21 protein-coding genes and 1 riboswitch are annotated in these 26,584 nt (G+C 40.9%); of the genes, 7 read left to right on the top strand and 14 right to left on the bottom strand.

Features of this window, described 5'->3' with window-relative positions; genetic code table 11:
* Window positions 1–37 precede the first annotated feature (37 nt).
* The 3 genes from A6755_RS27495 to A6755_RS04850 form a co-directional block, all read right to left on the bottom strand.
* Window positions 38–2,848, bottom strand: a complete 2,811-nt coding sequence (locus A6755_RS27495) for a bifunctional metallophosphatase/5'-nucleotidase (RefSeq protein WP_244889633.1) — start codon at window positions 2,846–2,848, stop codon at window positions 38–40.
* A gap of 650 nt (window positions 2,849–3,498) precedes the next feature.
* Entirely contained in the window at window positions 3,499–4,284 is a 786-nt protein-coding gene (locus tag A6755_RS04855) for a PhzF family phenazine biosynthesis protein (protein ID WP_063589923.1), read from the bottom strand.
* A gap of 301 nt (window positions 4,285–4,585) precedes the next feature.
* On the bottom strand, window positions 4,586–5,998 hold the full coding sequence (locus A6755_RS04850) for a glycoside hydrolase family 18 protein (protein ID WP_063592435.1): 1,413 nt from the start codon (window positions 5,996–5,998) through the stop codon (window positions 4,586–4,588).
* Between the two features lie 635 nt (window positions 5,999–6,633).
* On the opposite strand from A6755_RS04850, the gene A6755_RS04840 reads away from it, so the two are divergent.
* Window positions 6,634–7,011 (top strand): hypothetical protein, encoded by a 378-nt coding sequence (locus A6755_RS04840; protein WP_231688529.1) that lies wholly within the window; start codon window positions 6,634–6,636, stop codon window positions 7,009–7,011.
* A 1,308-nt stretch (window positions 7,012–8,319) separates the two neighbouring features.
* On the opposite strand, the gene A6755_RS04830 is transcribed toward A6755_RS04840, so the two are convergent.
* Window positions 8,320–9,063, bottom strand: coding sequence for a hypothetical protein (locus tag A6755_RS04830; protein WP_134402083.1), 744 nt, complete (start codon window positions 9,061–9,063; stop codon window positions 8,320–8,322).
* Between the two features lie 524 nt (window positions 9,064–9,587).
* Here A6755_RS04830 and A6755_RS04825 point away from each other — a divergent pair.
* Entirely contained in the window at window positions 9,588–10,337 is a 750-nt protein-coding gene (locus tag A6755_RS04825) for a sulfite exporter TauE/SafE family protein (protein WP_063589919.1), read from the top strand.
* Window positions 10,338–10,418: 81 nt separating this feature from the next.
* Here A6755_RS04825 and A6755_RS04820 read toward each other — a convergent pair whose 3' ends face one another.
* Both A6755_RS04820 and A6755_RS04815 read right to left on the bottom strand, forming a co-directional pair.
* Complete coding sequence (locus A6755_RS04820) at window positions 10,419–12,023, bottom strand: ABC transporter permease (protein WP_063589918.1); 1,605 nt, start codon at window positions 12,021–12,023, stop codon at window positions 10,419–10,421.
* Window positions 12,023–12,940, bottom strand: coding sequence for an ABC transporter ATP-binding protein (locus A6755_RS04815; RefSeq protein WP_063589917.1), 918 nt, complete (start codon window positions 12,938–12,940; stop codon window positions 12,023–12,025). Before A6755_RS04815 ends, A6755_RS04820 begins: the two co-directional genes overlap by 1 nt.
* 152 nt (window positions 12,941–13,092) lie before the next feature.
* On the opposite strand from A6755_RS04815, the gene A6755_RS04810 reads away from it, so the two are divergent.
* Window positions 13,093–13,680: a TetR/AcrR family transcriptional regulator gene (locus A6755_RS04810; protein ID WP_034310816.1), complete on the top strand. Its 588-nt coding sequence runs from the start codon at window positions 13,093–13,095 to the stop codon at window positions 13,678–13,680.
* Between the two features lie 75 nt (window positions 13,681–13,755).
* On the opposite strand, the gene A6755_RS04805 is transcribed toward A6755_RS04810, so the two are convergent.
* Window positions 13,756–14,454, bottom strand: a complete 699-nt coding sequence (locus A6755_RS04805) for a GntR family transcriptional regulator (RefSeq protein WP_063589916.1) — start codon at window positions 14,452–14,454, stop codon at window positions 13,756–13,758.
* Between the two features lie 1,650 nt (window positions 14,455–16,104).
* Between A6755_RS04805 and A6755_RS04800 the strand changes: the two genes are divergently transcribed.
* The gene (locus tag A6755_RS04800) at window positions 16,105–16,554 is read left to right on the top strand and encodes a GNAT family N-acetyltransferase (RefSeq protein ID WP_063589915.1); all 450 of its coding nucleotides are present in this window, start codon (window positions 16,105–16,107) and stop codon (window positions 16,552–16,554) included.
* A gap of 96 nt (window positions 16,555–16,650) precedes the next feature.
* Here the strand turns inward: A6755_RS04800 and A6755_RS04795 are convergent, their stop codons facing one another.
* Together A6755_RS04795 and A6755_RS04790 are read right to left on the bottom strand one after the other, a co-directional pair.
* Window positions 16,651–17,667: an ABC transporter permease gene (locus A6755_RS04795; protein WP_048690069.1), complete on the bottom strand. Its 1,017-nt coding sequence runs from the start codon at window positions 17,665–17,667 to the stop codon at window positions 16,651–16,653.
* Window positions 17,664–18,389, bottom strand: a complete 726-nt coding sequence (locus A6755_RS04790) for an ABC transporter ATP-binding protein (protein ID WP_063589914.1) — start codon at window positions 18,387–18,389, stop codon at window positions 17,664–17,666. Before A6755_RS04790 ends, A6755_RS04795 begins: the two co-directional genes overlap by 4 nt.
* A 118-nt stretch (window positions 18,390–18,507) precedes the next feature.
* Between A6755_RS04790 and A6755_RS04785 the strand changes: the two genes are divergently transcribed.
* Complete coding sequence (locus A6755_RS04785; protein WP_063589913.1) at window positions 18,508–19,107, top strand: TetR/AcrR family transcriptional regulator; 600 nt, start codon at window positions 18,508–18,510, stop codon at window positions 19,105–19,107.
* A 45-nt stretch (window positions 19,108–19,152) separates the two neighbouring features.
* On the opposite strand, the gene A6755_RS04780 is transcribed toward A6755_RS04785, so the two are convergent.
* Window positions 19,153–20,412 (bottom strand): MFS transporter, encoded by a 1,260-nt coding sequence (locus A6755_RS04780; RefSeq protein WP_084737423.1) that lies wholly within the window; start codon window positions 20,410–20,412, stop codon window positions 19,153–19,155.
* Window positions 20,413–20,736: 324 nt separating this feature from the next.
* Complete coding sequence (locus A6755_RS04775) at window positions 20,737–20,928, bottom strand: hypothetical protein (RefSeq protein ID WP_034310797.1); 192 nt, start codon at window positions 20,926–20,928, stop codon at window positions 20,737–20,739.
* A gap of 329 nt (window positions 20,929–21,257) precedes the next feature.
* Window positions 21,258–21,400: riboswitch (cyclic di-AMP (ydaO/yuaA leader) on the top strand.
* A gap of 175 nt (window positions 21,401–21,575) precedes the next feature.
* Between A6755_RS04775 and A6755_RS04770 the strand changes: the two genes are divergently transcribed.
* Together A6755_RS04770 and A6755_RS04765 are read left to right on the top strand one after the other, a co-directional pair.
* Window positions 21,576–22,913: a TrkH family potassium uptake protein gene (locus A6755_RS04770; RefSeq protein ID WP_063589911.1), complete on the top strand. Its 1,338-nt coding sequence runs from the start codon at window positions 21,576–21,578 to the stop codon at window positions 22,911–22,913.
* Between the two features lie 23 nt (window positions 22,914–22,936).
* A complete protein-coding gene (locus A6755_RS04765) occupies window positions 22,937–23,593 on the top strand; it encodes a potassium channel family protein (protein ID WP_034310793.1) in 657 nt (218 codons plus the stop codon).
* A gap of 122 nt (window positions 23,594–23,715) precedes the next feature.
* Here A6755_RS04765 and A6755_RS04760 read toward each other — a convergent pair whose 3' ends face one another.
* From A6755_RS04760 to A6755_RS04750, 3 genes are all read right to left on the bottom strand, one after another.
* Window positions 23,716–24,549 (bottom strand): STAS domain-containing protein, encoded by an 834-nt coding sequence (locus A6755_RS04760; protein ID WP_063589910.1) that lies wholly within the window; start codon window positions 24,547–24,549, stop codon window positions 23,716–23,718.
* A 327-nt stretch (window positions 24,550–24,876) separates the two neighbouring features.
* A complete protein-coding gene (locus A6755_RS04755) occupies window positions 24,877–25,578 on the bottom strand; it encodes a class I SAM-dependent methyltransferase (RefSeq protein ID WP_063592434.1) in 702 nt (233 codons plus the stop codon).
* A 343-nt stretch (window positions 25,579–25,921) separates the two neighbouring features.
* A complete protein-coding gene (locus A6755_RS04750) occupies window positions 25,922–26,542 on the bottom strand; it encodes a class I SAM-dependent methyltransferase (RefSeq protein ID WP_063592433.1) in 621 nt (206 codons plus the stop codon).
* Window positions 26,543–26,584: the final 42 nt, after the last annotated feature.

Raw genomic sequence — 26,584 nt, 5'->3', positions numbered from 1 at the left:
CTTTTTTTCATTGGCTCAGCAATCATTTGAAAACCGTTTAAAGAATGGTTTCGCCATTCACCGTGACACCGCTCAGGCTTACGGTCTTACCATTAAGTCCCGATAAATCCAAATCACCCTCTACTGTAACCTCTGAAAAAGTAAAATCATCCGGAGGAGTTCCCGTTAATGTAAGATTCCCTTTAACCACTGCATGTTCCAATGAAGCAATATCCGTGATATCCACAACTACATTGCCTTCATGTGTTTTTGGCGCATCAGCCGTTCCGCCAAAGTCTTTAGCCAATACCACAGTCGGGTCTGTATTGCTTCCAGCCACATCCTTGATGCGTCCTTCGATGCTTGGATCGACAGTTTTCAGCCCGCTTACATAATCACGTAAATTCTCCCAATCAGCGAGGCCTATATCCGTCACTCTTCCTTCTTCATAAGCCTTCTTGAATACGGTGAATCCATCTCCGCCCTTGGCTGTAAAAGCATTGGTCGCCACGGTATATTCCTTCGCTGGATCCAATTCGGAATATGTTCCATCTTGTCCCAGGACTTCTGCCTTTGTCACACGATTGCCTGCTTCATTCGAACTGTCGTAGCTGAATTTCATTCCGGAAACATGCAGGAAGCCGCCATTTTCCTTAGGGGCCAGGCTTACACTATGCTCTAATGCTTCATTGATTTCTGCACCCGTGAGCTTCATCGTCGCTAACGTATTCCCAAACGGTAAAACGGTGAGGATTTCCCCTAAAGTGATCTCACCTTGATCGATGCCAGCGCGGATTCCCCCGCCATTTTGAAATGCCATTACCGTATCCTTATTGAATTCCTTCGCTTTACTAAGCATTCCGTCCGTAATTAAATTACCCAGTTCCGTTTCATTTTTACGAACACTCGGTTTCGTTTCATCACCTGAATCACGAGGGGTTTCCAAGGCCTTTACAGCTGTTGCCCCAGTCTTCGTTTCCTTCAGCTCCTTAATCTTCGAGGAGTATGTTTCGAGCACTTTTGCCGCTTCGGCATCATCCTGTTTTTCAGAAAGCTTAATCAGCTGACCGGCTTGTCCGACAATCTTGCCTTTCTTATCGAATTCCACATCGATCGTTCCTAAATAGTCGCTATATTGATACCCTTGAACGATGACTGTGGGATCTTTCGTTTTCCCCTTATCATCCTTATCAATAACAACGGGGGCGTTTAACTGCGTATGGCTATGTCCGCCCACGATCACGTCGATGCCCTTGACCTTGGCAGCTAATGTTAAATCATTGTCATATGCCGCATTATCATCGTAACCAATATGGGATACGGCAACGATCTTATTGACACCCATGCCTTTGAATGCCTTGACCGCTTTTTCGGCTTCTTCAAGATAATTTTCGAATTCTATACTTCCTGGACTTGAAATATCTTTCGTTTCTTCAGTCGTAAGCCCGAAGAACCCTACCTTTTGGCCATCCACTTGTTTTACGATGCCATTGTATATTTTCCCTTGCTCTGGCTTACTTGAAATCAAATCCGAGAATAGTCCCTTGAACTTATCATCTTTGGAGAAGTCCACATTGGAACTGACAAACGGGAACTTTGCCCCTTTAATGAAGTCAGCCAAAGCTTGATGCCCTTCGGCGCTTGAACCCAAATCAAACTCATGATTCCCGAATGTCATGACGTCATATTTCATTAAGTTCATGAAGCGAAGATCCGCTTGCCCTTTGAATTCATTAAAATAGAGAGTTCCCGAGAATACATCACCTGCATCAACCAAAAGAGCTTGCGGCTTGCTCTTGCGCACTTCCTTAACAGCCGTCACCCTTTTGGCCACATTGTCCAAGTGGGCATGCGTGTCATTCGTATGCATCAAGGAAAGCGTGATTGCCTTCCGTGGATTTTTCAAAGCTTCTTTAGCAGCAGCTACTTTCTTATCCGCCAATGCTATTTTCGTTTCGAATTCCTTTCGGTCCGACTCCTTGATCCCATTTAAATGGATGTCGGCTCTGGCCTTTTTAGCCGCTTTTATCTGTTCTTTCGTTTTAAGTTCCCCATTTGCAAGAGCTACATAGACATTGACCTGCTTTGCCACTTCTTTTTTCTTTTCTGCATATACCGCATCATCATACTTACCTTTCACTTCTTTAACATAGGCGTGTATGGCTTTTCCGAGCTTGGATGTTTTGCTGACCTTCTTCAATTGTGAAGAAACGGTCTGCATGCGCTTATCCGCGGTCTTCAAATCACCTTTCTTCACCCAGTAAGCAGCTTTTTCATAGTAGTATGGAACTTTCAGGTCACCGTTCAAAGCTGTTTTGGTCGCTTTAGTGAATTTATCGTATAGGAGCTTTTCGATTTTCGCACCGTAAACCGTATCTTTAATATCCTTATCTGCCTTTTTCACGGCTTTATCCAGTGCCTCGTATTGATTCCTGATATCAATGGATTTCTTGGCAAGTATTGAATTCGTAAGGTTGCCAATCGATTTGCCATGTGCAGCTTTTGCTTTCTCAGCCGCTCTATATCCTTTTACATAACCTTCCGAACGAGTGATGTACTTATCATAAGCTTCGATTTCTTTGTATTTGGCATCTTTTTCTTTTTTGCTTAACATTGATTTTTTAATGGTAGAGTTGATGTCTTTTTTTGCTTGTTTTGCAGACTTGATTTGTTTTTCAACAGTGGACACTGAAGCGAGTTTAGAAGTGTAGAAATAGGTATCGAATGGTTTTTTGATGGCGGCCTTGGCCGTTTTGATTTTACTATTAAGGCTAGTGGCAGCATCCGATGGTGCCGGCGCTACTGCTACGATCGTTGTCGCAGCCATTATGGTAGCTGAAGCAATTTTTACGATTTTCTTTTTCCCCATTATCGTAATCCCCCCATTAGTTCTATACTGGCATAACATTCTGCTAACTTATCCATATAATTGACACACTTTTCCAAAAAAATGAATTCCGACAAATTTACTTACCCATACACAAATCCACCCTACTTTTTTCCTCTAAAGATTCGTGTATCTCCTATATTACAACAAAATAATCCAATTTTAAAACAAATTTACAATACTGCACCGAATATTAACAGAATATTTTCATTATAGTCACCCTAAAATACCTAGTAACAGATAGATGATATATCAATAAAACGATTCACTAGTAAAATAGCATCAGTTTCAGCCGGTATCACCCTTGGTCTTTATACCTAAATTAACCAAAAATAAAAAAGAGAGATTTAGCTCTCTCTCAGACTGTACATAAATGAAGAAAAGCGAGTTTGCCTGCGGTTTTTTCAAAGAACATTCCAGCTGATTTCAGAAACCCGCTCCCTTTCCGCCGACTGGCTGCCAAGCCTCCTCGACTCAGGCGGCTGTGGGGTCTCAGCTAGCCAGGTATTCGGCAGGTGTGTCGCAAATTTCTTCCATCCAATGAGGGTTATAGTAAAAAAACATTATGGATATTCTAGTCTTGTTTTAAAATCATGGTTAGGGATGAAACCATTCCGAACCTCCTTTATTATCTAGATGGTTAAGTTCCCTTTGAATATTGTGACGGCATGGCCGGAAAGTTTAACTGTGTTTTCCGTTACTTCAACTTTCAACAGTCCGCCTCTTTCCGATGCCTGATAAGCTATAAAAATACTTTTGTCCAGCTTGCTTTTCCAATAGGGGCCCAGACAGCAATGGGCCGAGCCGGTTACTTGATCTTCGTCAAGGCCTTGCGCAGGGGAAAAGAAACGTGAAACGAAATCATATTCACTGTTATCGGATTGACTCGTCACGATGACGCCCCGAACCGGCAATTGGCCAATGGAGTCTATATCCGGCTTTAAATTCCTTACGATTTCCTCTGATTGAACTTCGACTAGAAAATCCCATTTGTTTTGCCCAACATACGCAGGCACAACACCTAAAGCCTTTATCAGTAAATCAGGGGCAGCGGTCTCCTTCTCCCTTAATGACGGAAATTCCAGCTGAACCATTCCTTCAACGAATTTTGCAGTGAGAAGCCCGCTTTTCGTCTGATAGGCAATCGGCTGATTCCTTGGCACGTATCCTTTATCCCATAAAAAGAAAGAGCTTGCCAGCGTCCCATGTCCACAAATCGGGATTTCAATGGAAGGTGTGAACCATCGCAGCTTCCATTCACCATTATGAGGTTGAATAAAAGCGGTAACAGGCATATTAAACTCTTTAGCTATGCTCTGCATCCACTCGCTGTCACTTTCCACGGTAAGAAGGCAGACTGCAGCAGGGTTTCCATTAAAAGGTTGATCTGTAAACGTATTTATGATGGTTAGTTCCATAAAATATGCCTCCGGTAAGTGATATTCTAATCTCCTAATTCCACAATGAGGAGCCCTTTTCCTTTTTTGAATGACCACTCCCTTAGTTTTTTAAAGAGTTCTCATTAAAATGAAAAGGACCACCATATGGCGTCCTCGATTAAGTCCCTTTATCTACTCAGGTTCCAGACGATTTTAAACGTTGTCATAAAAAACCGGTAATTCTTGTAGTGCATTTCGAAATACTAAAATAGACAGCTTTATAAAAAAGCTGCCCATCACTATATCAATTATGTGATCTACCTTGCCGTAACAAAACACCCTACAGTTTCCGTACAATGAATGTATCCCCAAGCAGTTCCCAATTCTGGGGGAACGGATAACCAAGTACCCAATAACTGAGACCCCTTGACCTGTAAATCTTCACCAGATCGAATTTGGCTTTGGCACTGCGTGCGTCCTCAAACCAAACTTCATGTGTGCGTCCCTGATCATCTTTGTACCTATAATAAGGAGATTGGGCTGTCTCGTCATATTTTATTTCTGCATTATATTGGACGGCGCGTCTGATCGCTTCCTGCATGTCGAAAGTCTCTGCTTCCTGTCCCTCTTCATGAGGAATAAGCCAGTCCCGTGCATAAATTTGAAATCCTATGAAGATTTTATTTGTTGGTATCACCGTTACGGCATAGTCAAGGACACGCTTTATTTCATTAATGGGGGAGATTGCCTGCGGCGGCCCCTTTCGGTAACCCCATTCATATGTCATCAGCACCACGAAGTCGAGCAGCCGTCCGTGAACAGGATAATCATGTGCCTCAACTAATGGCCCCTTTTGATTGGCGCTAGTTTTTGGGGCAAGGGAGGATGACACAAAGTAACCCTCAGGATGCAACCGATCCACTGCTCTTTGGAGAAAGCGATTATAGAAATCACGGTCCTCTGGTGCTACACTTTCAAAATCGATATTCAATCCACGGTACCCTTTATCTTTCATCGTTTTTATGACGTTGGTTAATAATGTTTCCACTAAATTTAAATCGGAAAGTATTGTATGGGCAAGCTGAGTTCCCGCTTCCGTCGCGGAAAAATTCGTTATGCACATCATGGGTATGACGCCAGTCGACTGTGCCGCCCGTATCGTCGGGATGTCATCAATGACTTCTAAGCTGCCATCTTGCCTCATTCTATAACCAAATGGACTTACGTAGGTCAGATCGTAGGCTACTTCACGTACTTGCTCCGCACCGGCTTGCCCGTAAACGTTTGTAAAACCATTTACTTCAATGATGGGTTTTGGTTTCTGGGGAATCCTCATTATCCGTCCGATATGGATATTGGACGGATCTGTAATCCTGTTCATCTGCATAATGGCCTGAACTGTCGTTCCATAACGTCTCGCTATATCATAAAGGGTATCTCGTTCCCTTACGGTATGATAAATAACCGGGATGGTTAGTCTCTGCCCTGGATAGATAGCGGAAGGATTTGTGATGCGATTCGATTGCATGATTTCCTGTACCGTAATTCCAAACTGATTTGCGATATTATTCAGAGTATCCCCTTGCTGAACCCTGTACTGAAGATAAGGTTCAGGAATCAAAAGGGCTAGGCCAATCACCAGCTTATCTGGATTTTCAAGGCCATTGATCCGAACAATCCGGTTGATACTGACACCATACTGCTGGGAAATTCCCCACAAAGAATCCCCCCTATTCACCACATGGATTTTCACATGCACAGCCCCGCTTTCCTTTAAAATATCCCTTTCATTTTATTCCCTGGATAGCCCTAATATGTTCTTTGCGTTCAACACTCATTAAATGAATGTGTTCATAAGCCTGTAAAGGATATAGGGAAAAAAATAATAATGGCAGCTATCAATTCCAGGGAATGTATGGTGGGCGTCCATGTATTTTAAATGAGACTGCAGGCATACGGTTTTTAGAGGGGCTTTAGAAGCCGAAGTAATTGAAGGAAAGGATTCATTTAAGATCAAAGCTTATGAGCATGAAAGAATTTCAGCATTGGCCTATTCCATGGATTGCTGTGTTAGTTTAGCAGCAACTATGCTGCTGATTGCTGGTATTTGAAATCGGGACGTCTCTACACAAATGGTGGATTCAGAGGTAAACCGTTTACTTGATCCGGTAAGGCTTAAAAGTTTAAACATGATTCAGAAATACATTTCAAAACTGAATGACGAGCACATTTCATTTTTTTCTCTAATTCCATATATTAGGCATGAAGTAGTGGATACTACAAAAACGCTTCATGAAAAAGTGAATCTTTGGATAGATGATAATATAAAAAATATTGATTAGAATTATATGGAAAATAATAAATCAAAACGGGTGAGGAGGAATGAGCATGAAGATGTTTAAAATGAGTGCTGTGATATTGTTAGCTGCGTTGTTGTTCCCTTCTTCTACATTTGCAAGTGGCTGGGATTACTTAGGAGAACAATCTCTTTATTCTAACGGTGCTGAAAGTGATCAGTTTGCCTCTACTGGTGGTGATTATAAGATTTGTCGGGATTCTTACGTGGGTCCAGCGGGTAAGTTAAAAGTTGAATTATGGGAGTATGATCCTGACAGTTATAATGATTATGTAGGGGTAAGATATTTAGATCGAGGCCAATGTGGTATTTTCCGGGGTATTGGTAACTTTGTTGATGGAGGAAATGAAGCAGAATTTTTTGCGAAATCAAGGACTAACAGTGATATGCATCTAATCTTTTATGATTAATTCACTAACTGAATGAAAAAAAGACCTGAGATTGATTCGTAAATGCTAAAGGATATTCTTCTAAAATATAGGGTTTTTTAGGCTGAAGTATTTCCACTTCAGCCTTTTCTTATGCAGGAAAATAATTACTTGATTTAACTAAATGGAAAGTGTCATAACTTAACGGAGGTTAACATCGGCCCACGTAGGTTCCTGACTCTAATCCTTAATCTAATCTCTAATTCACTCATTCTATTGAGGTAGTGAGTTGCATCCTGCATTGTACGTGTTGAGGGTAATGGCAAGTGCTGTGGTGTTAACGTCAATAGGGGTAGTAGGTACTCTAACTTATGCGTTTCTTTCATTTGCAGGATTTTGTTCAATGCTGAGTGTAATTTATCTGACATTCAACTTAATCAATTAAAGTAATTTTTGTTGTAAATAAACATTTTAAGGACTGCATTCCTAATTAGTGGGAAAATATGTACAATTGATAGTTAAATTAGTTTATAATTTGCTAGTACATAATTAATTTACTAAATAAGGGGAATTTTTCAAATGAATAATACACATATAAAAATTAAAATTAATAGGGTTTTGAATTAAAATGAATGTATCGCCTTCTTATTTTATATTTGGTTTAATAAACATGATTTTAATGATTGGAGCTATACCAGCTATCATATACGCTTTATATTTATTAAGAAAAATTTCAAAAAAGTAAAGCGAAAAAAGGAAGGGGGACTACAAAAGTCCTTCTTCCTTTTTTTGTGCCTTTGTTTCTTCAGCCAATTACTTGATTTATCTAAATGGAAAGTGTCATAACTTAAAGGTATTGGTGGAAGAAAGAGCATAAGGAAAAACTGTCCCCAACTAAGTTGTTGAACTAGGCAAAGCCTAGTGTTTTTGTGGGTACATGAAAACTCCCTTAATAAAACCATCAATGTCCCTTTCATGTCCCCCTATTTTATTAATTTTACTTTTTCATTGTTTTTTTTCGATGAAACTTAGCGATATTGTACGCAGTTACACCAAAATAAACCACTTGTAGCCAAGGGGCTTATTGTCTTTCACTTTTACCTTTTTTTCTCTTCTGTTATTTAAGGACTCACCTCTATCAAAGGATTTGGCGTTTAATGTGTACCCCTGCTGGGCACACAATAAACAAAGACCATCTTATAATGATGGTCTTTGTTTTGGTTAGCAGATTAAACTTTAAATTGAATAAAAGCTTATAATTCCAATTATCATAGAGATTATTAGAATTGATACTACACTAATAAGTATTTTCTTCCAAGTTTTCATATAATCACCTACTATATGTGAAATTTATTTTTTTACAGAAGTTTTTATACTACCTGAGAGTTTTCCTAGATGATTTCCTGATACTTTAAGATAAACATTTCCTATTTGTACAATACCAAGCGATCCTACTCCAACTTTATAATAAAAAGTTACCTCTCCGTAATATTTTTTATTATTGATATAACCACCATAATAAGTTAAATCTGTAGCGATGGTTGGATTATAATGATAGACTACTTCTCCTTTAGTTGAAAGGGCTGATGTAGCACCACTAGAAGTATAATTATATTTTCCTGTGATTTTATATTTTGTAATAGGGACTCCTAAAACTCCTAAAGTTCCAGTATGACTAATTGTTTTAGTTTTAGTTGATGCGAAAGTAGAAATTAATGGAGTTTCATCTGATTCAGTCCATTGAATATACTCGGCATATTCACCTAATTCATCTGATTCTCCAGCATACACTAATGCCATTAATTCTGTATTAGATAAAATATCTAAAAATAGTTCTTGTTTTTCAGATGAAAGTTGACTAAATTGATCAATTATTTCTTCGACATTCTCATCATCAGTATCAGTAGTATTTGTACTAAAAGTTCGAGTTTGAGTTTGTTTCTTAAATTGATTCAAATAATCAATGTATGATTCTGGTGATTCTAAAGGATTGCTTTTTGTTTCTGCTGCTTTTGTGTTAGATTCTGGAGTGACAAAGATAAATGTTAATGTTAATGCTAAAACTAAAACTAATACTCTTTTAATCTTTTTCAATATAACTTTCCCCTTTTCCCATATTTTATAAGTTAAAGTTAACAATAACAATTTTTCTATAAAAATACAATTGATTTTTAGTAGAAAAAGATATTCTAATATAGGGAATACTCTAAAAACACGCATCATTTTTGCTTCCCAATGTGAGCCCGGATTCTTTATTGAGAAAAACCAGGGAGTGATTACAGTAGAGGAACAAGAGTTAAAGCAAATCCCCCAATACTTTAGGAAACTTTTTAATTTAACAAACGATTCTGCGCTACCTCTATTAATCTGTTAGAAAACCCTCACATCAAAATATATTAACACCTCAAGATATACCCCCTCCTTCCCAGCCTCATTTTCGACTCATAGACAACAAAAACAAAGGGTGTGTACCTCTCCATTAAATAGTTAATCAAACGCTTTAAAAAGAGTGTAAAGGGTCTTAAATAACCCGTTTTTAAGTGCGGTTACCTCGGTCTAAAACTGGATTGGTATGGTATAATTATAGAAGGGTTATTGTGCTTTTAGGAGGTGAACGAATGACGATCAGCAGCATCATATTGGTGGTGGCGGCAGTCTTTATCGGCGCCTTGATGCGGACGATGTTCGGGTTCGGTGAAGCGATTGTCAGCATGCCTCTGCTTGCCTTACTTCATATACCGCTTAATACTTCGGTTTCCCTGATTGGATTGGCTGGTCTTACCGTCGCTTCACTAACCGTCGTTAGCGGATGGCGGCATATCGAACGCTCGGTATTAATCAGGCTGGCGGCTTCAACGGTGATCGGCATACCAGCCGGCCTGGCTTTGCTCCATTACGCACCTTCTATGATCATCACTTCTGCACTGGGTGTTTTTTTGATTGCATATGGGGGATATTCTCTTCTAAAGCAAAGACTTTTTCAGGCTGTGGATAAACCATTACTTAACTCGAAGGGCTGGGTATGGCCCTTCGGTTTTGCGTCGGGAGCCCTTGGCAGCGCCTATAACTTTAACGGGGTGCCGGTCGTCGTCTATGGAACTTTGCGAAGATGGAATCCAGATCGATTCCGCGGAACATTGCAAGCCCATTTCCTGATATCCGGTATCCTGGTCGTGACAGGTCATGCGCTAGGCGGACTTTGGACAGCCGATTCACTTATTCTTTACGCTTATTCCATTCCAGCCATATTACTTGCGACAGGTCTCGGAATCTTCATGAATAAGCGAATTCCCGCGAAGAAATTCGAAAGTTATTTATTCTTCATCATCATGGCACTAGGTGTACTATTATTGATTCCCCATGACTGATAACCAATAAAAGCCTGATCTCTCATTAAAACAACGAGAAATCAGGCTTTTTTCAGGAATAATAGAATCATAGTCGAACCATCAACCGCGGATATCCCGTTTGTTATATCCGAGAAAGCCTGCAGCCAGTAATAAGATAGCTATGATTGTAAGCATGAATACTTTCATGAAGTCCATATCTTCAACAGGAAGTTTCGGAATATGGCCAAATGGCGTTAGTTTTGCCATCCATTCCGGGAATTGAAGCATTCCCCCTAAATAAACGACTAAGATTGAGTAGGTCAAGTAAAGCCAAGTCAAACCGGATAATTTTGGTGCAAATCCAGTAAACAGCACGGCGATACCAATCATGATCCACATCGCAGGCAGGTAGACCATCGCTGCACTAAATATAGTGCCGAAAGCAACCCCTTCATCCATCACGGAATTCCCGACTGCCCAAAGACCGATGTCAGCAAGCGCAAGCATGAGAAAACCGCCAATAACGGAGATGATAAGATAGCTGCCCATAAGCCTTGTACGGGAAACAGCGCGGCTCAGTAAATGTTCAGTATGGTTCTTTTTTTCTTCCCCTTTAAGCTTTAACATTGCCATTAAAGGCGGGATGGTGCATATCATGGCGATGACTGACATCAACATTGTCAAGAACTGTTCTGTCAGCGAATAGCCTTCAACGGGCGCCAATAGTTCGGCCATCATTTCATTTTTTGTAAAAAAGGATTCCAAATCACCTAAAACGGAACCGTAAGATGCTCCTAAAATGAACATCCCGGCTGCCCAGGCGATCAATCCTGTACGCTGAAGCCTCAGCGCGAGACCAAGCGGACTTTTTAAAAACGATGAAGCATATTTCCGGCCGGGCTTAGCCGGAATGAATCCAGCTTCCAAATCACGGATGGCATTCAAATATAGAGATAAGGCAACCAAAATGATTGCCGCACCGATCGTAAGGATGATTGGCCACCAATAATTATTCACATATACTTCTGAACCTAAAACCCAACCCAATGGTGAAAACCAGGAAAGTGTTTCATTGCTGACATCCCCTATCGCCCGAATAAGATAGGAGAGAAGCAATACAGTGATGGAGTAACCCATCGTACCTCGAGCACTCTCGGTAAGCTGGGCAAATAATGCCGTTATTGCCGAGAAGAAAATACCGGTTGCCCCTAAAGCAGCTCCATACATAAGGGAACCTTCCAAATCCATGCTTTCTATTCCCAGAGCATACAACCCGAAACCGATTATTATCGCGATCAACGCATTCGTTCCAAACGATACGGAAATGGTTGCATATAAATTAGCCAATCGTCCAGCCGGCAAAGAACGGATCATTTCGATACGGCCGTCCTCTTCATCTGCGCGTGTATGGCGTGTAACAAGTAAAATACTCATTATCCCCACAGCCATAGCGGTTAACAGTAACATTTGATGCGCCATCATCGCTCCGTTTGTATAGTCATCCAGGCCATAACCTTTCCCCACCATCGCTGTCATTGCAGGGTTCTTCATCGTTTCTGCAATGGTTTGCCTTTCTAGCCCAGTCGGGTACAGATCGGTGAATGCCATCGCAACCATAAAGGAAAGGACGGATAAGGAAATGATCCAAACAGGGATCCGAATCCGATCTTGCCGGACGATGAATCGGGAGAGTCTCCCTGTATTATGATAGGACTGGTTCGCCATTATAACGCACCTCCCGCCCCAGAATCTGAAGTCTTCCCTACACCTTCATAATGGCTCATGAATAAATCTTCCAATGTAGGCGGCGCGCTTTCCAATTTCACAATTCCAAACTGGCTTATATACTTCATGACATTATCCAACTCATCTGTATCCACTTGGAATGAAAGTGCCTGGTCTTTCATCACGATATCCCGAACACCGTTTACATTCCCTAAAGCAGGAATAGGCTGCTTCGTTTCGACAAGCAAGCTTGTTCTCGTTAAATGACGTAACTCATCCAATGTTCCCGTTTCAATTATTTGCCCTTGCCGAATGATGCCCACTTTATCGCATAACCTTTCCACTTCAGAAAGAATGTGACTGGAAAGCAATATGCTTTTTCCTTCATTTTTCGCGTCCATCACACATTCCTGGAAAACCCTTTCCATCAATGGATCTAGACCTGATGTTGGTTCATCCAATATATAAAGGTCGGCATCAGATGAGAAAGCAGCAATCAAAGCAACCTTTTGCCTGTTACCCTTTGAATATGTTCCACATTTCTTGGAAGGATCCAAATCGAATTTTTTTATTAGTTCTTCGCGTCTGCTTTTATTGTTCGTCCCGCGTAATTCAACAAATAGATCAATAACTTCCCCGCCAGTTAAGTTGGGCCATAGGTTCACATCTCCCGGAACATACGCGATTCGCTTGTGAATTTCAACCGCATCTTTCCATGCATCCTTGCCAAAAATCTTCGCTTCCCCATCCGTCGCTTTTAAAATCCCGAGCAGCACACGGATCGTTGTTGATTTTCCAGCACCATTAGGACCGATGAATCCAAATACCTCCCCTTTATTCACTTCAATGTTCACACCATTTAAAGCGGTGAACTTTCCAAACTTTTTCGTTAAATCCGTTGTTTTCAATACTGACATTCCTCATCCACCTCTTCCTCATTGAAAAAATATGAAATATTTTAATTGATTTAGTTCATAATATACAAAAGAAGAATTCCTGACAATAGTTTATGAACTTATTTAATTGTTCTATTACATATTTTTAATTAAACTAAGATTGAGGTGAAACAATGGACGGATTTCAACGACGCAGGGAACAAAAAAAATTGAATATATTGGAGGCTGCCTTAGCTTTATTCATGGAGTATGGTGTCCAAAAGATTTCGATTGGGGAAATAGCAAAAAAAGCAAATGTATCTCAAGTAACGATATATAATTACTTCGAAAGCAAACATAATCTAATTCATGAGGTTTTTGTTTATTATACAGATAAGGCATTGGATGAATTTGAACAAATACTGGCCAGCAACATCGCCTTCCCTGAAAAAATAAAGCAGCTCATGTTCACGAAGAAGGAAACAGCCAAACAAATTCATGAAGATTTTTATCAATATTTAATGAAGGAATATTCTTCCGGAATCAACTATATGGAAAAAATATATACAGAAAAGGCCCTGCCCCGCTTTATCGATCTGTTTAACCAGGGGAAGGAACAAGGATATGTTGATCCGAACTTATCTAATGAAGCGATTTTATTTTATATAAAAGCAATGAATGAATATATCCAACGGGAAGAGGTTTATCAAAGCATCCTGCCTTTGACTGAGGATATTATGAAGATTTTGTTTTATGGGATCGTTGGGGAAAAAGAGAAATGAATGAAGAAAAAACGGTGTGAATCGATATCTCCCATTCACACCGTAAAAGCTTATTCAAGAATTTCCCTGCACTTTTTAAGTCAATGTTAATAATTTGGCTGAAGTGTAATTATATTTCTCGATTGATAAATCAAAAACGGCTCCCGCTTTTAAAAAGACCGTACTTTCAACGATTAAAGTCGGATCACCTGGCTGCAAGTCCAAAAGCCCAGCATCATCGTCATTAAGTTTTTCACACGAAATGATTTTATCCGCAAACCCGATATTCAACTTCAAATCTTCGACTATATATTCATAAATGGAACCATTTGCGATTTCTTTATTTATGATGGGGATGATGTCTTTATTGAAAAAGGACTCTTCTATTACAATGGGTTGACCATTTAAATATCTAACCCTTTTCAGGTTATAGATTTTGGTTTTTACATTGCACTTCATTTGTTTGGCCAATTTTTCATCGGCTTCTATTAACTCTAACTTCAACACTTTACTTTTCATTTCATCATTGGGAAACACTTTGGTTAAGCCACCCATATCCCTCATCGAAATGCAGCCCGGTCTGGTAAATTCCCTTAGGAATATGCCGCTTCCTTGCACTTGATAGAGATAACCCTGCTCAACCAATATGTTGATTGCTTTTCTAATGGTGTTCCTGCTGACATCGAACTTCTTCATCAACTCTTCTTCAGTAGGTAACTTAGTATTTAATGTATATTTTCCATCTAATATTTCTTTCTCCATTTGTTCTACGACCATTCTATACTTTACACCCATATTTCCATATACCTTCCTCTATACATAATGATTTAGAACAATAATTTAGACTGAATGATAGGTTTTCTTTACAATAGTTTATTTTATAACGATTGTAAAGAAACCTCTGTTTCTTTCAGACTCCAGAGAAATCCGAATTTGTCTGCAGTTTTTTTAAAAAACGTTCCAGCTGATTCCAGAAATCCGCTCCCTTTCCGCCGACTGCCTGCCAAGCCTCCTCGGCGTAAGCGCCTGTGGGGTCTCGGCTAGACAGTATTTCGGCAGGAGTGTCGCATATTTCTTCCATCCTATGAGGATTACAGGTGAAAAAAACTTAAAGGATAACCTAATCTTAAACTTGGTTGGAAATAGACCAGCCTGCAGTTTTTTCGAGAAAACATTCCAGCTGATTTCAGAAATCCGCTCCCTTTCCGCCGACTGTCTGCCAAGCCTCCTCGGCGTGGCGCCTGTGGGGTCTCGGCTAGACAGTATTTTCGGCTGGAGTGTCGCATATTTCTTCCATCCAATGAGATTACAGGTGAAAAAAACTTAAAGGATAAACTAGTCTAATACTTGGTTCCGAATAGACCAGCCTGCAGTTTGTTCTAGAAAACATTCCAGCTGATTTTAGAATTCCGCTTCCCTCCGCCGACTGTCTGCTAAGCCGCATCAAAGCGAGCGCCTGCGGGGTCTCGGCTAGACAGTATTTCGGCTGGAGTGTCGCATATTTCTTCCATCCTATGAGGATTATAGGTGAAAAACTTAAAGGATAAACTAGTCTAATACTTCGTTCCGAATAGACCAGCCTGCAGTTTGTTCTAGAAAACATTCCAGCTGATTTCAGAAATCCGCTCCCTTTCCGCCGACTGTCTGCCAAGCCTCCTCGGCGTAAGCGCCTACGGGATCTCGGCTAGACAGTATTTCGGCTGGAGTGTCGCATATTTCTTCCATCCAATGAGGATTACAGGTGAAAAAAACTTAAAGGGTAAACTAGTCTCAAACTTGGTTCCGAATAGAGCAGCCTGTAGTTTTTTCTTTTAAAACACAAAGTTGATTGGAGCGGGTGTACGAGACTCCTGCGGGAAAAGCGTGGCATTGGAGACCTCGTAGGCGTGCCGAGGAGGCTCCCGCCCGCGGAAACCGAGTGCCTGGAGTGGAAATCAACGTTCCCAATTTATAAACCAAAAAAAAGACTGACGGCAAACAAAATTATCTAGTTTGTAGACAAAAGGATTCTATCTAAATAAAACAAAGTTGATTGGAACGAAAGGTACGAGACTCCTGCGGGAAAAGCGTGGCATGGGAGACCCCGCAGGCGAGCCGAGGAGACTCCCGCCCGCCCGCGGAAAGCGAGTGCCTGAAGTGGAAATCAACGTTCCCAAATTATAAACCACAAACAAAAAAAGACTGTCGGCAAACAAATATTATCTAGTTTGTAGACAAAAGGATTCTATCTAAATAAAACAAAGTTGATTGGAACGGAAGGTACGAGACTCCTACGTGGAAAGCGTGGCCGAGGGCGGACCGCCCGCGGAAACCGAGTGCCTGGAGTGGAAATCAACGATCAGATTTACTAACATCAAAAACGTTCGTAACCATATATACCTTAGGGTATTTATATATCATGACAAAGCGTATAACCAAGTGTGAAATGAGGAAGGAAAATAACTGATGAAGACTACAATAATTGAAGTCTCGAAAGAAAAGGTAACGGATATTTTGAAATTGCGAATAAACGAAAAGCAAAAGGCTTACATCGAAACGACTGAACAATGTTTAAAAGACGCTAAGAAATGTAAATATTACAGGCCAGTTGGGCTCTATTATGATGATATCTTGGTCGGCTTTGCGATGTATGGATTTTTCCCTGGGGAAGGCGAAAATGGCAGAGTGTGGTTAGACCGCTTTTTCATTGACGCTGCACATCAGGGTTTCGGGCTTGGAAGTATCATGTTGGAGGCTTTAATAAAAAGAATAATAGAAGAATATGGTTGTCCTGAAATCTATTTAAACATAGTTGAAGATAATCAGGCTGCCCTTCATTTGTATAGGAAATCCGGCTTTGCATTCAATGGCGAATCAGATTATAACAATGAAAGGCTCATGGTCAAAAAGGTGTAAGTATCTAGATCCTTTTCAACTAAAAGTATGTCAGTAACAAAAAATGCCGGTTCCTCACTTTCCAGGAATCCGGCTTCTTTTGTTAAGTTGTTGATTTCATAGTGCACGGTATTTTTTTAAGCTAATGATATTGATGGTGATGAAAACGATGGCAAAGGCCAGGAGAATGAGCAGATCCAGTAAGACCTCATTGAACGTGAAACCTTTGTACATAATGCCATTCATGGCATCCGATGCGTAATAGAGAGGCATGACCTTGCCGATTTTTTGGAGCCAGTCTGACATGCCATCCAATGGGAAAATCCCTGTAAAGAAGACTTGCGGCACGATGACCAGCGGAATGAATTGTACCATTTGGAATTCGGATGTGGCGAAACTCGATAGTAATGTGCCTAGCGATAATGCAACGAGCGCGACCAGTATATTCGTCAGTAAAACGAGCCAAATGGAGCCAACAAGGACGATATCCAATACATTGACAGCATATAGCACGACAATTATGGTTTGAATTAGAGCAAATAAGCCATATCCGATCACATAGCCCGCTACGATTTCGTATCTTTTAATCGGGGTGGCAAGCAGCCGTTCCAACGTACCACTTGTACGCTCCTTCAAAAGCGCAATCCCCGCTATTAAAAATACAAAGAAGAAAACGAAAAAGCTGACGAGCATCGGACTGAAGGTATCAAAACCCTTTGTGTTGGCGTCTCCGTAAACATATTTCTCCTCAATAGAAGGAGTGTTTTTTTCATTCCCTTGCAAGCCTTGCATCATTTGCATTTGAACGGCCTTTGCCCGGGTCGGTTCGTCGTTCAAAAGTGTGAGTTTCATTTTCCCATTTTCAACATGCAGCCAGCCATCCGTATCCTTTTCAATCATCTTTTCCCGTGAGAATTCCTCAGCAGCCGTCACTTGAAAATCCGCTTGTTTCAATGCTTTAACGATCGTTTCATCACTGCCTGTAACAACGATTTTCAAATCACTTGCCTCTGTATCGAAAATAAAATACATGAGCGTTAAAATGAGCAATGGAGCCAGGAAAAATAAAGCGAGCGTCCTTCGATCCCGGCGCATCTGCTGGGTAATACGAGTAACAAGAGAGGCAATTCTCATTTTAGCCCGCCTCCAATCCTTAAAAAAACATCATCAAGCGTTTCTGCGGCAAATTGAGTTTTTAAAGCTTCAGGGGTTCCTGCCGCGATGATTTCACCTTCACGCAGCATCGCCAGTTTATCGCATCGCTCCGCTTCACCCATCACATGCGTCGTGATGATGATCGTCTTTTCATCTTCATTTCTTAAACGCTCAAGTTCCTCCCAAATCGATTGTTTCAGCAAAGGGTCTATTCCTACTGTCGGTTCATCCAAAATGAGAATCTCCGGATTTTGGATGAGTGCAACCGCAAGTGATAGACGGCGTTTCATCCCCCCTGAATAATGGGCAACCCGAACGTTCAAATCATTCGTCAGCTGTACGATTTCAGCTGCATATTGGATGCGTTCCCTTCGTTCCTTTTTCGAAAAACGGTATAGCTTCGCAAAAAATTCGAGGTTTTCAGCTCCCGTCAGTTCTGTATATAAAGCATCGGACTGTGCCATATAGCCGACATCCATTAACAGTGCTTCATTTGGCACTTCATGATCAAGAACCGTGACTTTACCCGCATCGGGCTTAATCAATCCGACAATCATTTTAATCAATGTCGTCTTTCCGCATCCGGATGGACCTAACAAGCCAAAAATTCCGCCTTTTTCAATATTCAGGCTCAATGGCTGAATGACCTTCTTCTGCTGAAAACCCTTAGCAATTCCGTCAATGGAAATCGCATTTTTCATTGCACACACATCCTCCCTCTTTAATTAACACGGTGTTGAGTGTATCATCATTCTAAGGTAGCATTCGGACTAATACAATCAACACATTTGGAAAAATGTTCAGTGAAGGAGACATTCCATGGCATCGATTCATGAGGATATGGTACAAAAGACGAAAAAGCAGATACAACATCATTTTATTGCACTTATTGAAGCAGAGGGGTTCTCACATGTATCCGTGAAGAAAATCGCAGAGCGTGCCAATATTAATCGGGGCACATTCTATTTGCACTACACAGATAAATATGAATTGATGGATCACTTACAGCAGGAATTGTTACATGAACTTCAAACCCGCATTACTGCCATTTTGCCTAAAGAGGCTTTTTTGGCTCTTAATCAACAGCAACTTTATCCGCCTTTCATAGCGATTTTTCAATTCATCAGTGAACATGCTCACGCATTAAGAGCCATTCTTGGTGATCAGGGCGACCCTTCTTTTGCGAAAAAAATTAAACGGGTTTTCGGGGAAGTACTGTTGGAGCGTTTGATCAGCCTTCATCCAGCAGCTAAAGATGAAGCATTCCGCATGTATATGCACGCCTTCCTGACATCGGCGATTTTAGGGGTGATTACTGAGTGGCTGGAAAACTGTGAAGAACAAACGGCGGAAGAAATGGCGAAAATCCATTTTCAAATCTTGAACTTCATCAGCCAATTGCGCACATTCATCCAATGAACGATTCATCAAAGGCATGTGCCATCAACATGCCTTTAAGTCGTATTACATCTTTTCCTTCGCTTCTATCTCTGCATCACCAACGGAATAATACCTGCTCTTGGAGGTCTTCATACTAAGCATCGACAACCATATGGATAAAGCGAACATGATCAGGGAACCTGAAATCACCACGAACCGAAGCGAAATGAAATGGGCTGAAACACCAACGATTGCGGTAGTAATGATGATCAATAAAGCTTCTAACAATCCAAAAACACTTCCGACCCTGCCCATGATTTCCACAGGAATATTATTTTGATAAAAGGTTTGAAAGCCAGTGTTGGCAAAAGCCAATGAAAAAGCAATGATGAAAAATCCGATGGCGGCCAGTGAAAAGGAATTCGAAAAGGCAAAGATCATATAACCTATCGAGACAAATAAAGATCCAAGACCAATCATGTGCGAGATTTTCACTTTACTGATGAATACGGCATTGACTATGGCACCAGCAATGATGCCTGCTCCGGCGACGCTTACAAGGAATCCGTAATCGCTGTCCGACAAAAGGAGCACGGCCTTGGCAAACGCAGCTTCTTGGGAGTCGATGGCCGTTTCCATCACCACCATGCAGCTGAATAAGAAATAAATGAGCATGATATAGGAAGATTTCCGTCTGAAGTCCAGGACGATGCCCCAATCCTTTTTCATGATGGTCCAAGACAGGTAATGATTGGATTGGTTAAGGCGATGATCCTTTTCAAGATTAGGCATGAATAGAGTGATGATACCGGATAACAATAAGGCAGCCGCGTTAATATAAATCGCTAAAACGGGCGTACCGATCAAGAAAAGGATACCCGCTAGCGCCGGTCCAATCAAAAAAGCTCCAGAATCCATTAAGCTTCGTAATGAATTAAACCGTTTCCTCTGTTCAACGGGTATTAGTTTTGTTATATACGACCTAGATGTCGTTCCGAACATGGTCCCTGCCATATTGATTACGAAGACAAGGGAATACATGACCCAAATAGAAGAAGTCAATGGCAGCAAGACTATGAATACCGTGCGAAATAGGTCAAGTGCCGCCATCAGGTTCCGCTTGTTTATCCGGTCGATCACGCTCCCTGCCCACACATTCGTAAATATGGCAGCCATCGGTTTAACGATATAAAGTCCAGCTACTGCCAAGGCTGAACCAGTCATATCCAGAACGATTAAATTAAGGGCAATGAAATACACCCAAGAACCGAAGTTGGAGATACCTATTCCGCACAAAAGAATGGAAGGGTATTTCCAGGATACCAATGCATTTCTTAATGTCATCGCTTTTCCCCCTTTGGCCATACATAAAAAACCCCGTCCCCAAGGAACGAGACCAATTTGCGATGCCCCCCATACATTCCCAACAATCCTCGGCTGCTCTCGGAAAGTGGTCATTTCATTTTACTTTTCTCTTCTCTACGTCCACATTAGTAATTACTAAATTTTAACATTAACGGTTCAATTCTGTAAATAACGCAAAAAAACTCATTAAATATAATGAGTTTAAAAGCAAAACAAGATATGGATTTTTCGCTCACCGTTCCTGGATAGAACACAGGGAATTACAATAATTGAATACCGCTATGAATGTTAGAATCAGTTGATTTACCTTGGGGAAAACAGTTTTAAAAACGGATTCTTTTTCTTATCCGTTATCCTTAATTCATTCATGATGATTTGATCCTCATGATCGGCTATCCATTTCCTTAGTGCATCTTTATCCTGGCATTGTGTTAAATATGTTTGGCCACCCTTGCCTGTAGCATTAATAACATATCTATTGAACGTCTTCTCCATAATTGCCCGCCTTTTTAATAAAATGTATTGAATTTAACTAATGATGTACTGCTTTTTCCTTTATCTTTTACAAAAGAAACATAATATATCTATTACAAATTTCGATTGGCAATAGCTTGTTCTGCTTGAAATTATTGAATAAAGTACATCGATGCCGGTTATCATAATTGGATTAATCGAACCTATCATAATGTGCTAACTAATATTTGTCAATACGTTTTTTTAATGTAAATAAAACGTAAATTTTCAGTTTTATTAAAGAAATATTTTTTTACGATTTAGGGGTTTACAACTGCTAAATGATGGGAGTAGAATACGTTTATCAATTTAATGCATTTCGGCCAAAACTCATGGTAAATGAGTACGGAGGACCCAATCATTTGGGGTTAATTCTGCCTTGCAGAAGGGATGAGATCAGCTCTTTCGCCATCCTACCCGTCAGCTAACTTCGTCGGCTAAAGCGAAGGAGGTCATAAGACCGCCTATTTCGGGAGCTTTTTTTGCACGCTTTTTGTGGCAATACAGCTATTCGATGTTTTCGCAGGTCTTTTTATTATGCCTTTTAAAAAGATTCGGAATGAGGATTGATGGTTAAGATATTCATACAGTTTTACACATTTCATTTTTATTAGGTAGGGATGATCAATTTGATAAAAGCAAAAAATTTGTTAGATCCGCCAAAAATACTTGTACTCGGCTTCGCCATCCTGATACTTATCGGGTCCTATTTATTGACCCTGCCGATTTCCACTGAAAGTGGGAATGGTCTTTCTTTTCTGGATGCTTTATTCACCGCAACATCCGCTACTTGTGTAACAGGGCTTGTCGTAGTGGATACGGGATCGACCTTCACCACTTTTGGTGAGTTGGTCATCTTAACACTGATTCAGGTAGGCGGATTAGGCTTCATGTCATTTGCGACGTTTTTCTTTTTCCTTCTAGGCAAAAAGATTTCCTTAAAAGGCAGGTTACTCTTGCAGGAGTCCTTAAATAATCTATCCATGGCGGGTGTAGTCAGATTAGTGAAACGGCTTTTAATTTTCACGGCCATCATTGAAGGTGTGGGTGCCCTTATCTTATCGATTCGCTTTTCTTTTGACATGCCAATCGGCAAGGCGATCTATTACGGGGTTTTTCATTCCATCTCGAATTTCAATAATGCCGGCTTTGATTTAATGGGTGAATTCAGGAGTTTGACCCCATATGTATCGGATCCCTTCGTAACCCTTACCGTCGTCTTCCTCATCACGTTTGGCGGGATAGGCTTTATCGTGATGAATGAACTATACGAATATCGTGACACCCATCGTTTATCCGTACATACGAAGGTGGTTCTGATGACTAGCTTGATCCTTACAATCACAGGTGCAATTTTAATCTTTTTATTCGAGTTCGGTAACGCCAAGACATTACAGCCTTTATCTTTCATGGGCAAAATGCTGTCGTCCTTATTTCAATCGGTATCACCAAGGACGGCAGGCTCCAACACGCTGAATATCCCTGATTTGACCCAGCCTACATTACTGCTCATCATCTTCTTGATGTTCGTTGGGGCTTCACCCGGATCGACTGGCGGCGGGATTAAAACGACGACATTGGCCACGCTTGTAGGAACGGTTTGGTCACAGATCAAAGGTAAGGGTGATGTGGTCTTATTCCGTCACCGTATCGTGAGTGAAACGATCTTTAAAGCATTATCCGTTACGTTCATTGGTGTATTCATGGTTTCAATCATCTCCATTCTGCTGACCATCACCGAAAGCGGAACTGATTTCTTGATGATTTTGTTCGAAGCCACTTCAGCATTCGCCACCGTGGGACTTTCAATGGGTTTGACCCCGGAATTATCACCGGTCGGCCGGATGCTCATCATTTTCACGATGTTTGCAGGCCGTGTTGGCCCTTTGACTTTGGCCTTTGCTATCGCCATGAGGCGCAAGCCAGATCCGTTCCGACGTCCAAAAGGGAAAATCATGATTGGATAATAATGAATGAAGGAGTGTAAAAGATGGGAAAACGACAATACGCCGTAATAGGTTTAGGCAGATTCGGAACCAGTGTGGCCCATAGATTATATACGGCAGGCCAAGAGGTTTTGGGTATTGATGTGAACGAGGAAAGAGTCGAAAATGCGGAACTGAACGTTACCCATGCCGTCATGGCGGATACGACCGAAGAAGAGACATTGAAAGCAATCGGAATCCGTAATTTCGATTGTGTCATCGTAGCCATCGGAAATGACATGCAATCGAGCATTTTAACTACCTTGCTTTTAAAAGAGCTAGGGATCAAAAAGGTCATTGCCAAAGCACTTAATAAAAATCACGGTCAGGTGCTCACAAAAGTCGGTGCCGACTGGGTCATCTATCCTGAGAGGGATATGGGGGAACGGGTCGCGAACCAGCTCCTTTCCCCTAACATGCTGAACTATATCGAGCTTTCTAAAGAATACAATATCGAGGAAATCATCCTCCCCATGAGCATGAAGGGAAAAAGCCTCAGGGAGCTTGATTTACGGGCAAAATATAATATCAGCGTCATTGCCATCGTGAGTAATGGAGAAATTATCATAGCACCGTCACCGGATCAGGATATCCATGAAAAAGATATGCTTTTAGTGGTTGGCAATAAAGAAGATCTGGCCGTCTTTGCCAATATTGAATAAAATCCGGCAGGTTCCGGCTCTTGCTCCTATTTTGATTGCTAATACATACGAGAAGACCGCCATATGGAGGCCTTCTCGATGAAATTTATAACGAACATGCCCGAGCCCAGGGTATGTATGTATTATTTTATCGTACTGATCGCTTGGGCAAGAGTGGACTTTATCGTCACTTTATCAAAAGGAAGTTGAAGCTTAACGGCAGTCATGGCTATTTCCGGCCGAAGTCCTGAAAGGGTTGTTTGAATTCCGATCAAATGCAAGGATTCAATCAATTGAGACAGCTGGTGTGCGGATCCGCTATCTATTGAATGAACGCCGGATAGGTCAATGAAAAGTCTGGTGACATTTTTTTCAGCGCACTTTTGTAAGGTGTTTTCAAGCAAGGACATGCCCCTCGTCGTGTCAATATCGCCTATCAGGGGAAGCAATGCCGTGTTATCTTTAAGGGAAATGATGGGTGTGCTCAATTCATCGATCGTTGCCTGTTGGGCTTTCATGATTTTATTGGCATACCTATGATTCGCTTCCGTAAACCTCTCCATCACTTCACTGAATACCTTCACCACTATCCGATACCAGGAGTTTATTTCCTCCTGTGTATATTGATCTCCATGCAATTTCACAAACCGGTCAATATAACCCAGGTATTGCTCTTGCGTACGGAAAAACTCCCTCAATATAAAATAGATGGGTGTGTTTAAATGCTGCTCATCCTGTCCGATCTCTTCAATCCAATCACCAAGCTGCTTAAAGAATTCCCTCTCCTCTGTATCAAAGACCTGAAAGAAACGTAAATGGAATTCATTATTCTGCTGCTTAAGTTTTTTAATCACTTTGGGATCGGTTGAGCAATATACACCCGCACTATCACTTTTATTCAAGGATGCGTACCAATCCTCAGTCAATTGTGCTGCCACACCCAATAAAAAGGCATATAATTCTTTATTTACGTGCATAAACTCCTCCTATTTTGTTTTTATAAAAAGCAATCGATAAATCTAATTTATCAACAAAGCAAGCATCGAAGACAACCTCTTCCATACTTAAAACCTTATGCTCTCTGATTCCTGATGGCCCCCTCTTTCCATATACCTTCCCAGCTGTTTTTGAAACCATGTTTTAAAAAAAAGATCAGCAAAAGCCTTCATCTATCATTCTGTTAAAAACCCGTTCCCAAAACTTCATAGTGTTGTTATAGTTTACCATTTTTATTTTTTGTTAACAATTTCCACGCAAAAAAGGACCTGATCCCAGATCCTTCGGTTTAAAACCATTTCGTCTTCTCATTTCATAAATAAAGCCGTCCATAAACCTTGCACCCCAAAGGTTTCTTCCGATTGTTCCATTTTCCTCATTTTCCGTATTTCCACCACTTCGAATTCCTTGAAGATCATTCTGAGTTTTTCTTCAGTAAAACCTAAACCGCCATTAAGGCTTCTTTGCCTATATACTTCCCAATCTGAAATATCGGCACCACCCAATATGCCGCCTTCGACAAAACAAGTAATCGAATACAACCCCTTAGGCCTTAACGCCTTTTTCACCATCTCCAAATAATTCATCCTTCGATGTGGAGCAATATGGTGAAAACAACCTGAATCATATACGAAATCATATTGCCCATTTGCAATATCCAAATCAAATATATTCCTTTGAATGAAGTTCACTTGGACATTTTTATCTCCTGCCCGTTCTTTTCCCCATTCAAGGGCTTCCTTCGAAAGGTCCACCGCATCAACGGAACAGCCCTTTTGAGCAAGGTAAATGGCATTTCTGCCAGGTCCGCATCCAAGCTCGAGAACCTTCCCTGGCCCAATTAACCCTCCATCAAAATATGAAACCAAATTCTCATCAGGGAAATTTTCAAAAAAGGGAACCCCTTTTGAGCGGTCTTCATAAAAACCATTCCAGAATCCAGTTGGTTCACGCAATAATGAGTCCAGCATGTTCAATAGATCTTCATAGGTTGTAATCGTCTCCGACAAAACCATCACCTCTTCCATTATATCCCACCATTTAATTATACTGATTTCGCCCGGTTCCTCTGTAACAGCCGCATAAAAAATTCGTTACATATGACGTTGAGACACCATTGGACCTTGTTGTTTATATAATACTCACTGGAATTTAAAGATATCAAAAATGCATGCAAACTGCCTTCTGATGGTATGATCCGTTCTTACTCAATAACCCGAGGATCAGCTCATTAACCATGTTAGGGAAGATATGGGTTTTATACATGCATGTCAAATATTACATGCTCTTTACAGCGAATCCGGTTTAGCTTCCAAAAAACAACACTCAGCACTATGTGGTATCCTGATGTCCTCACAACCGTTTACTGATGATTATCTTTCTATACATTCCATTCAGCATGATCGGCCGATCTTCTTCAATTTCCATAATATCCCCATGCCCGCTGAACAGGTCTTCAAACCTCAAGCCAATATCCGTTCCTAAAAATCGAATGATCGGCCTCAGCAGCTTTTTGGGCACTGAAAGCCGTTCATCTTTAGAAATAAACTTATCGAATAGTATTATTTTCCCCTCGTATTTTACAACCCTGATCATTTCCCGAAGACATTCATTGGCATCAGGTACGACGGAAAGAACCAAACTTCCCACTACATAGTCAAACGATTCATTAGCGAATTCCATATGCTGTGCATCCATCTCGAGGAAATTGATCGATGCATCATCAAATTTCCCCATCGCTTTTTTTAGCATATCTCCTGACAGGTCTATTGCCGTTATCTCAAGGTCAAGGTTTTTGATCAACTCCAAATCGGCCCCCGTACCTACGCCCACAAACAGGACCTTTGCATGATCATGAAAATCCAGCTCTTCAAACATTCTTTTCCTGGCATCTAAAAAGAGATGAGAGTTGAAGATTTTGTCATAAACCGGCGACCAAAATTTATAAATCACTTTATTCCACGAATTATTCAACATCCCCACCCCCCTTACATACTTCTTCCATGAAACATCATA

It is taken from the genome of Peribacillus frigoritolerans (genome assembly GCF_001636405.1).
Taxonomy (GTDB): domain Bacteria; phylum Bacillota; class Bacilli; order Bacillales; family DSM-1321; genus Peribacillus; species Peribacillus frigoritolerans.
The sequence above is the reverse complement of the archived record's forward strand: the minus strand, read 5'-3'. Positions and strand labels throughout refer to the sequence as shown.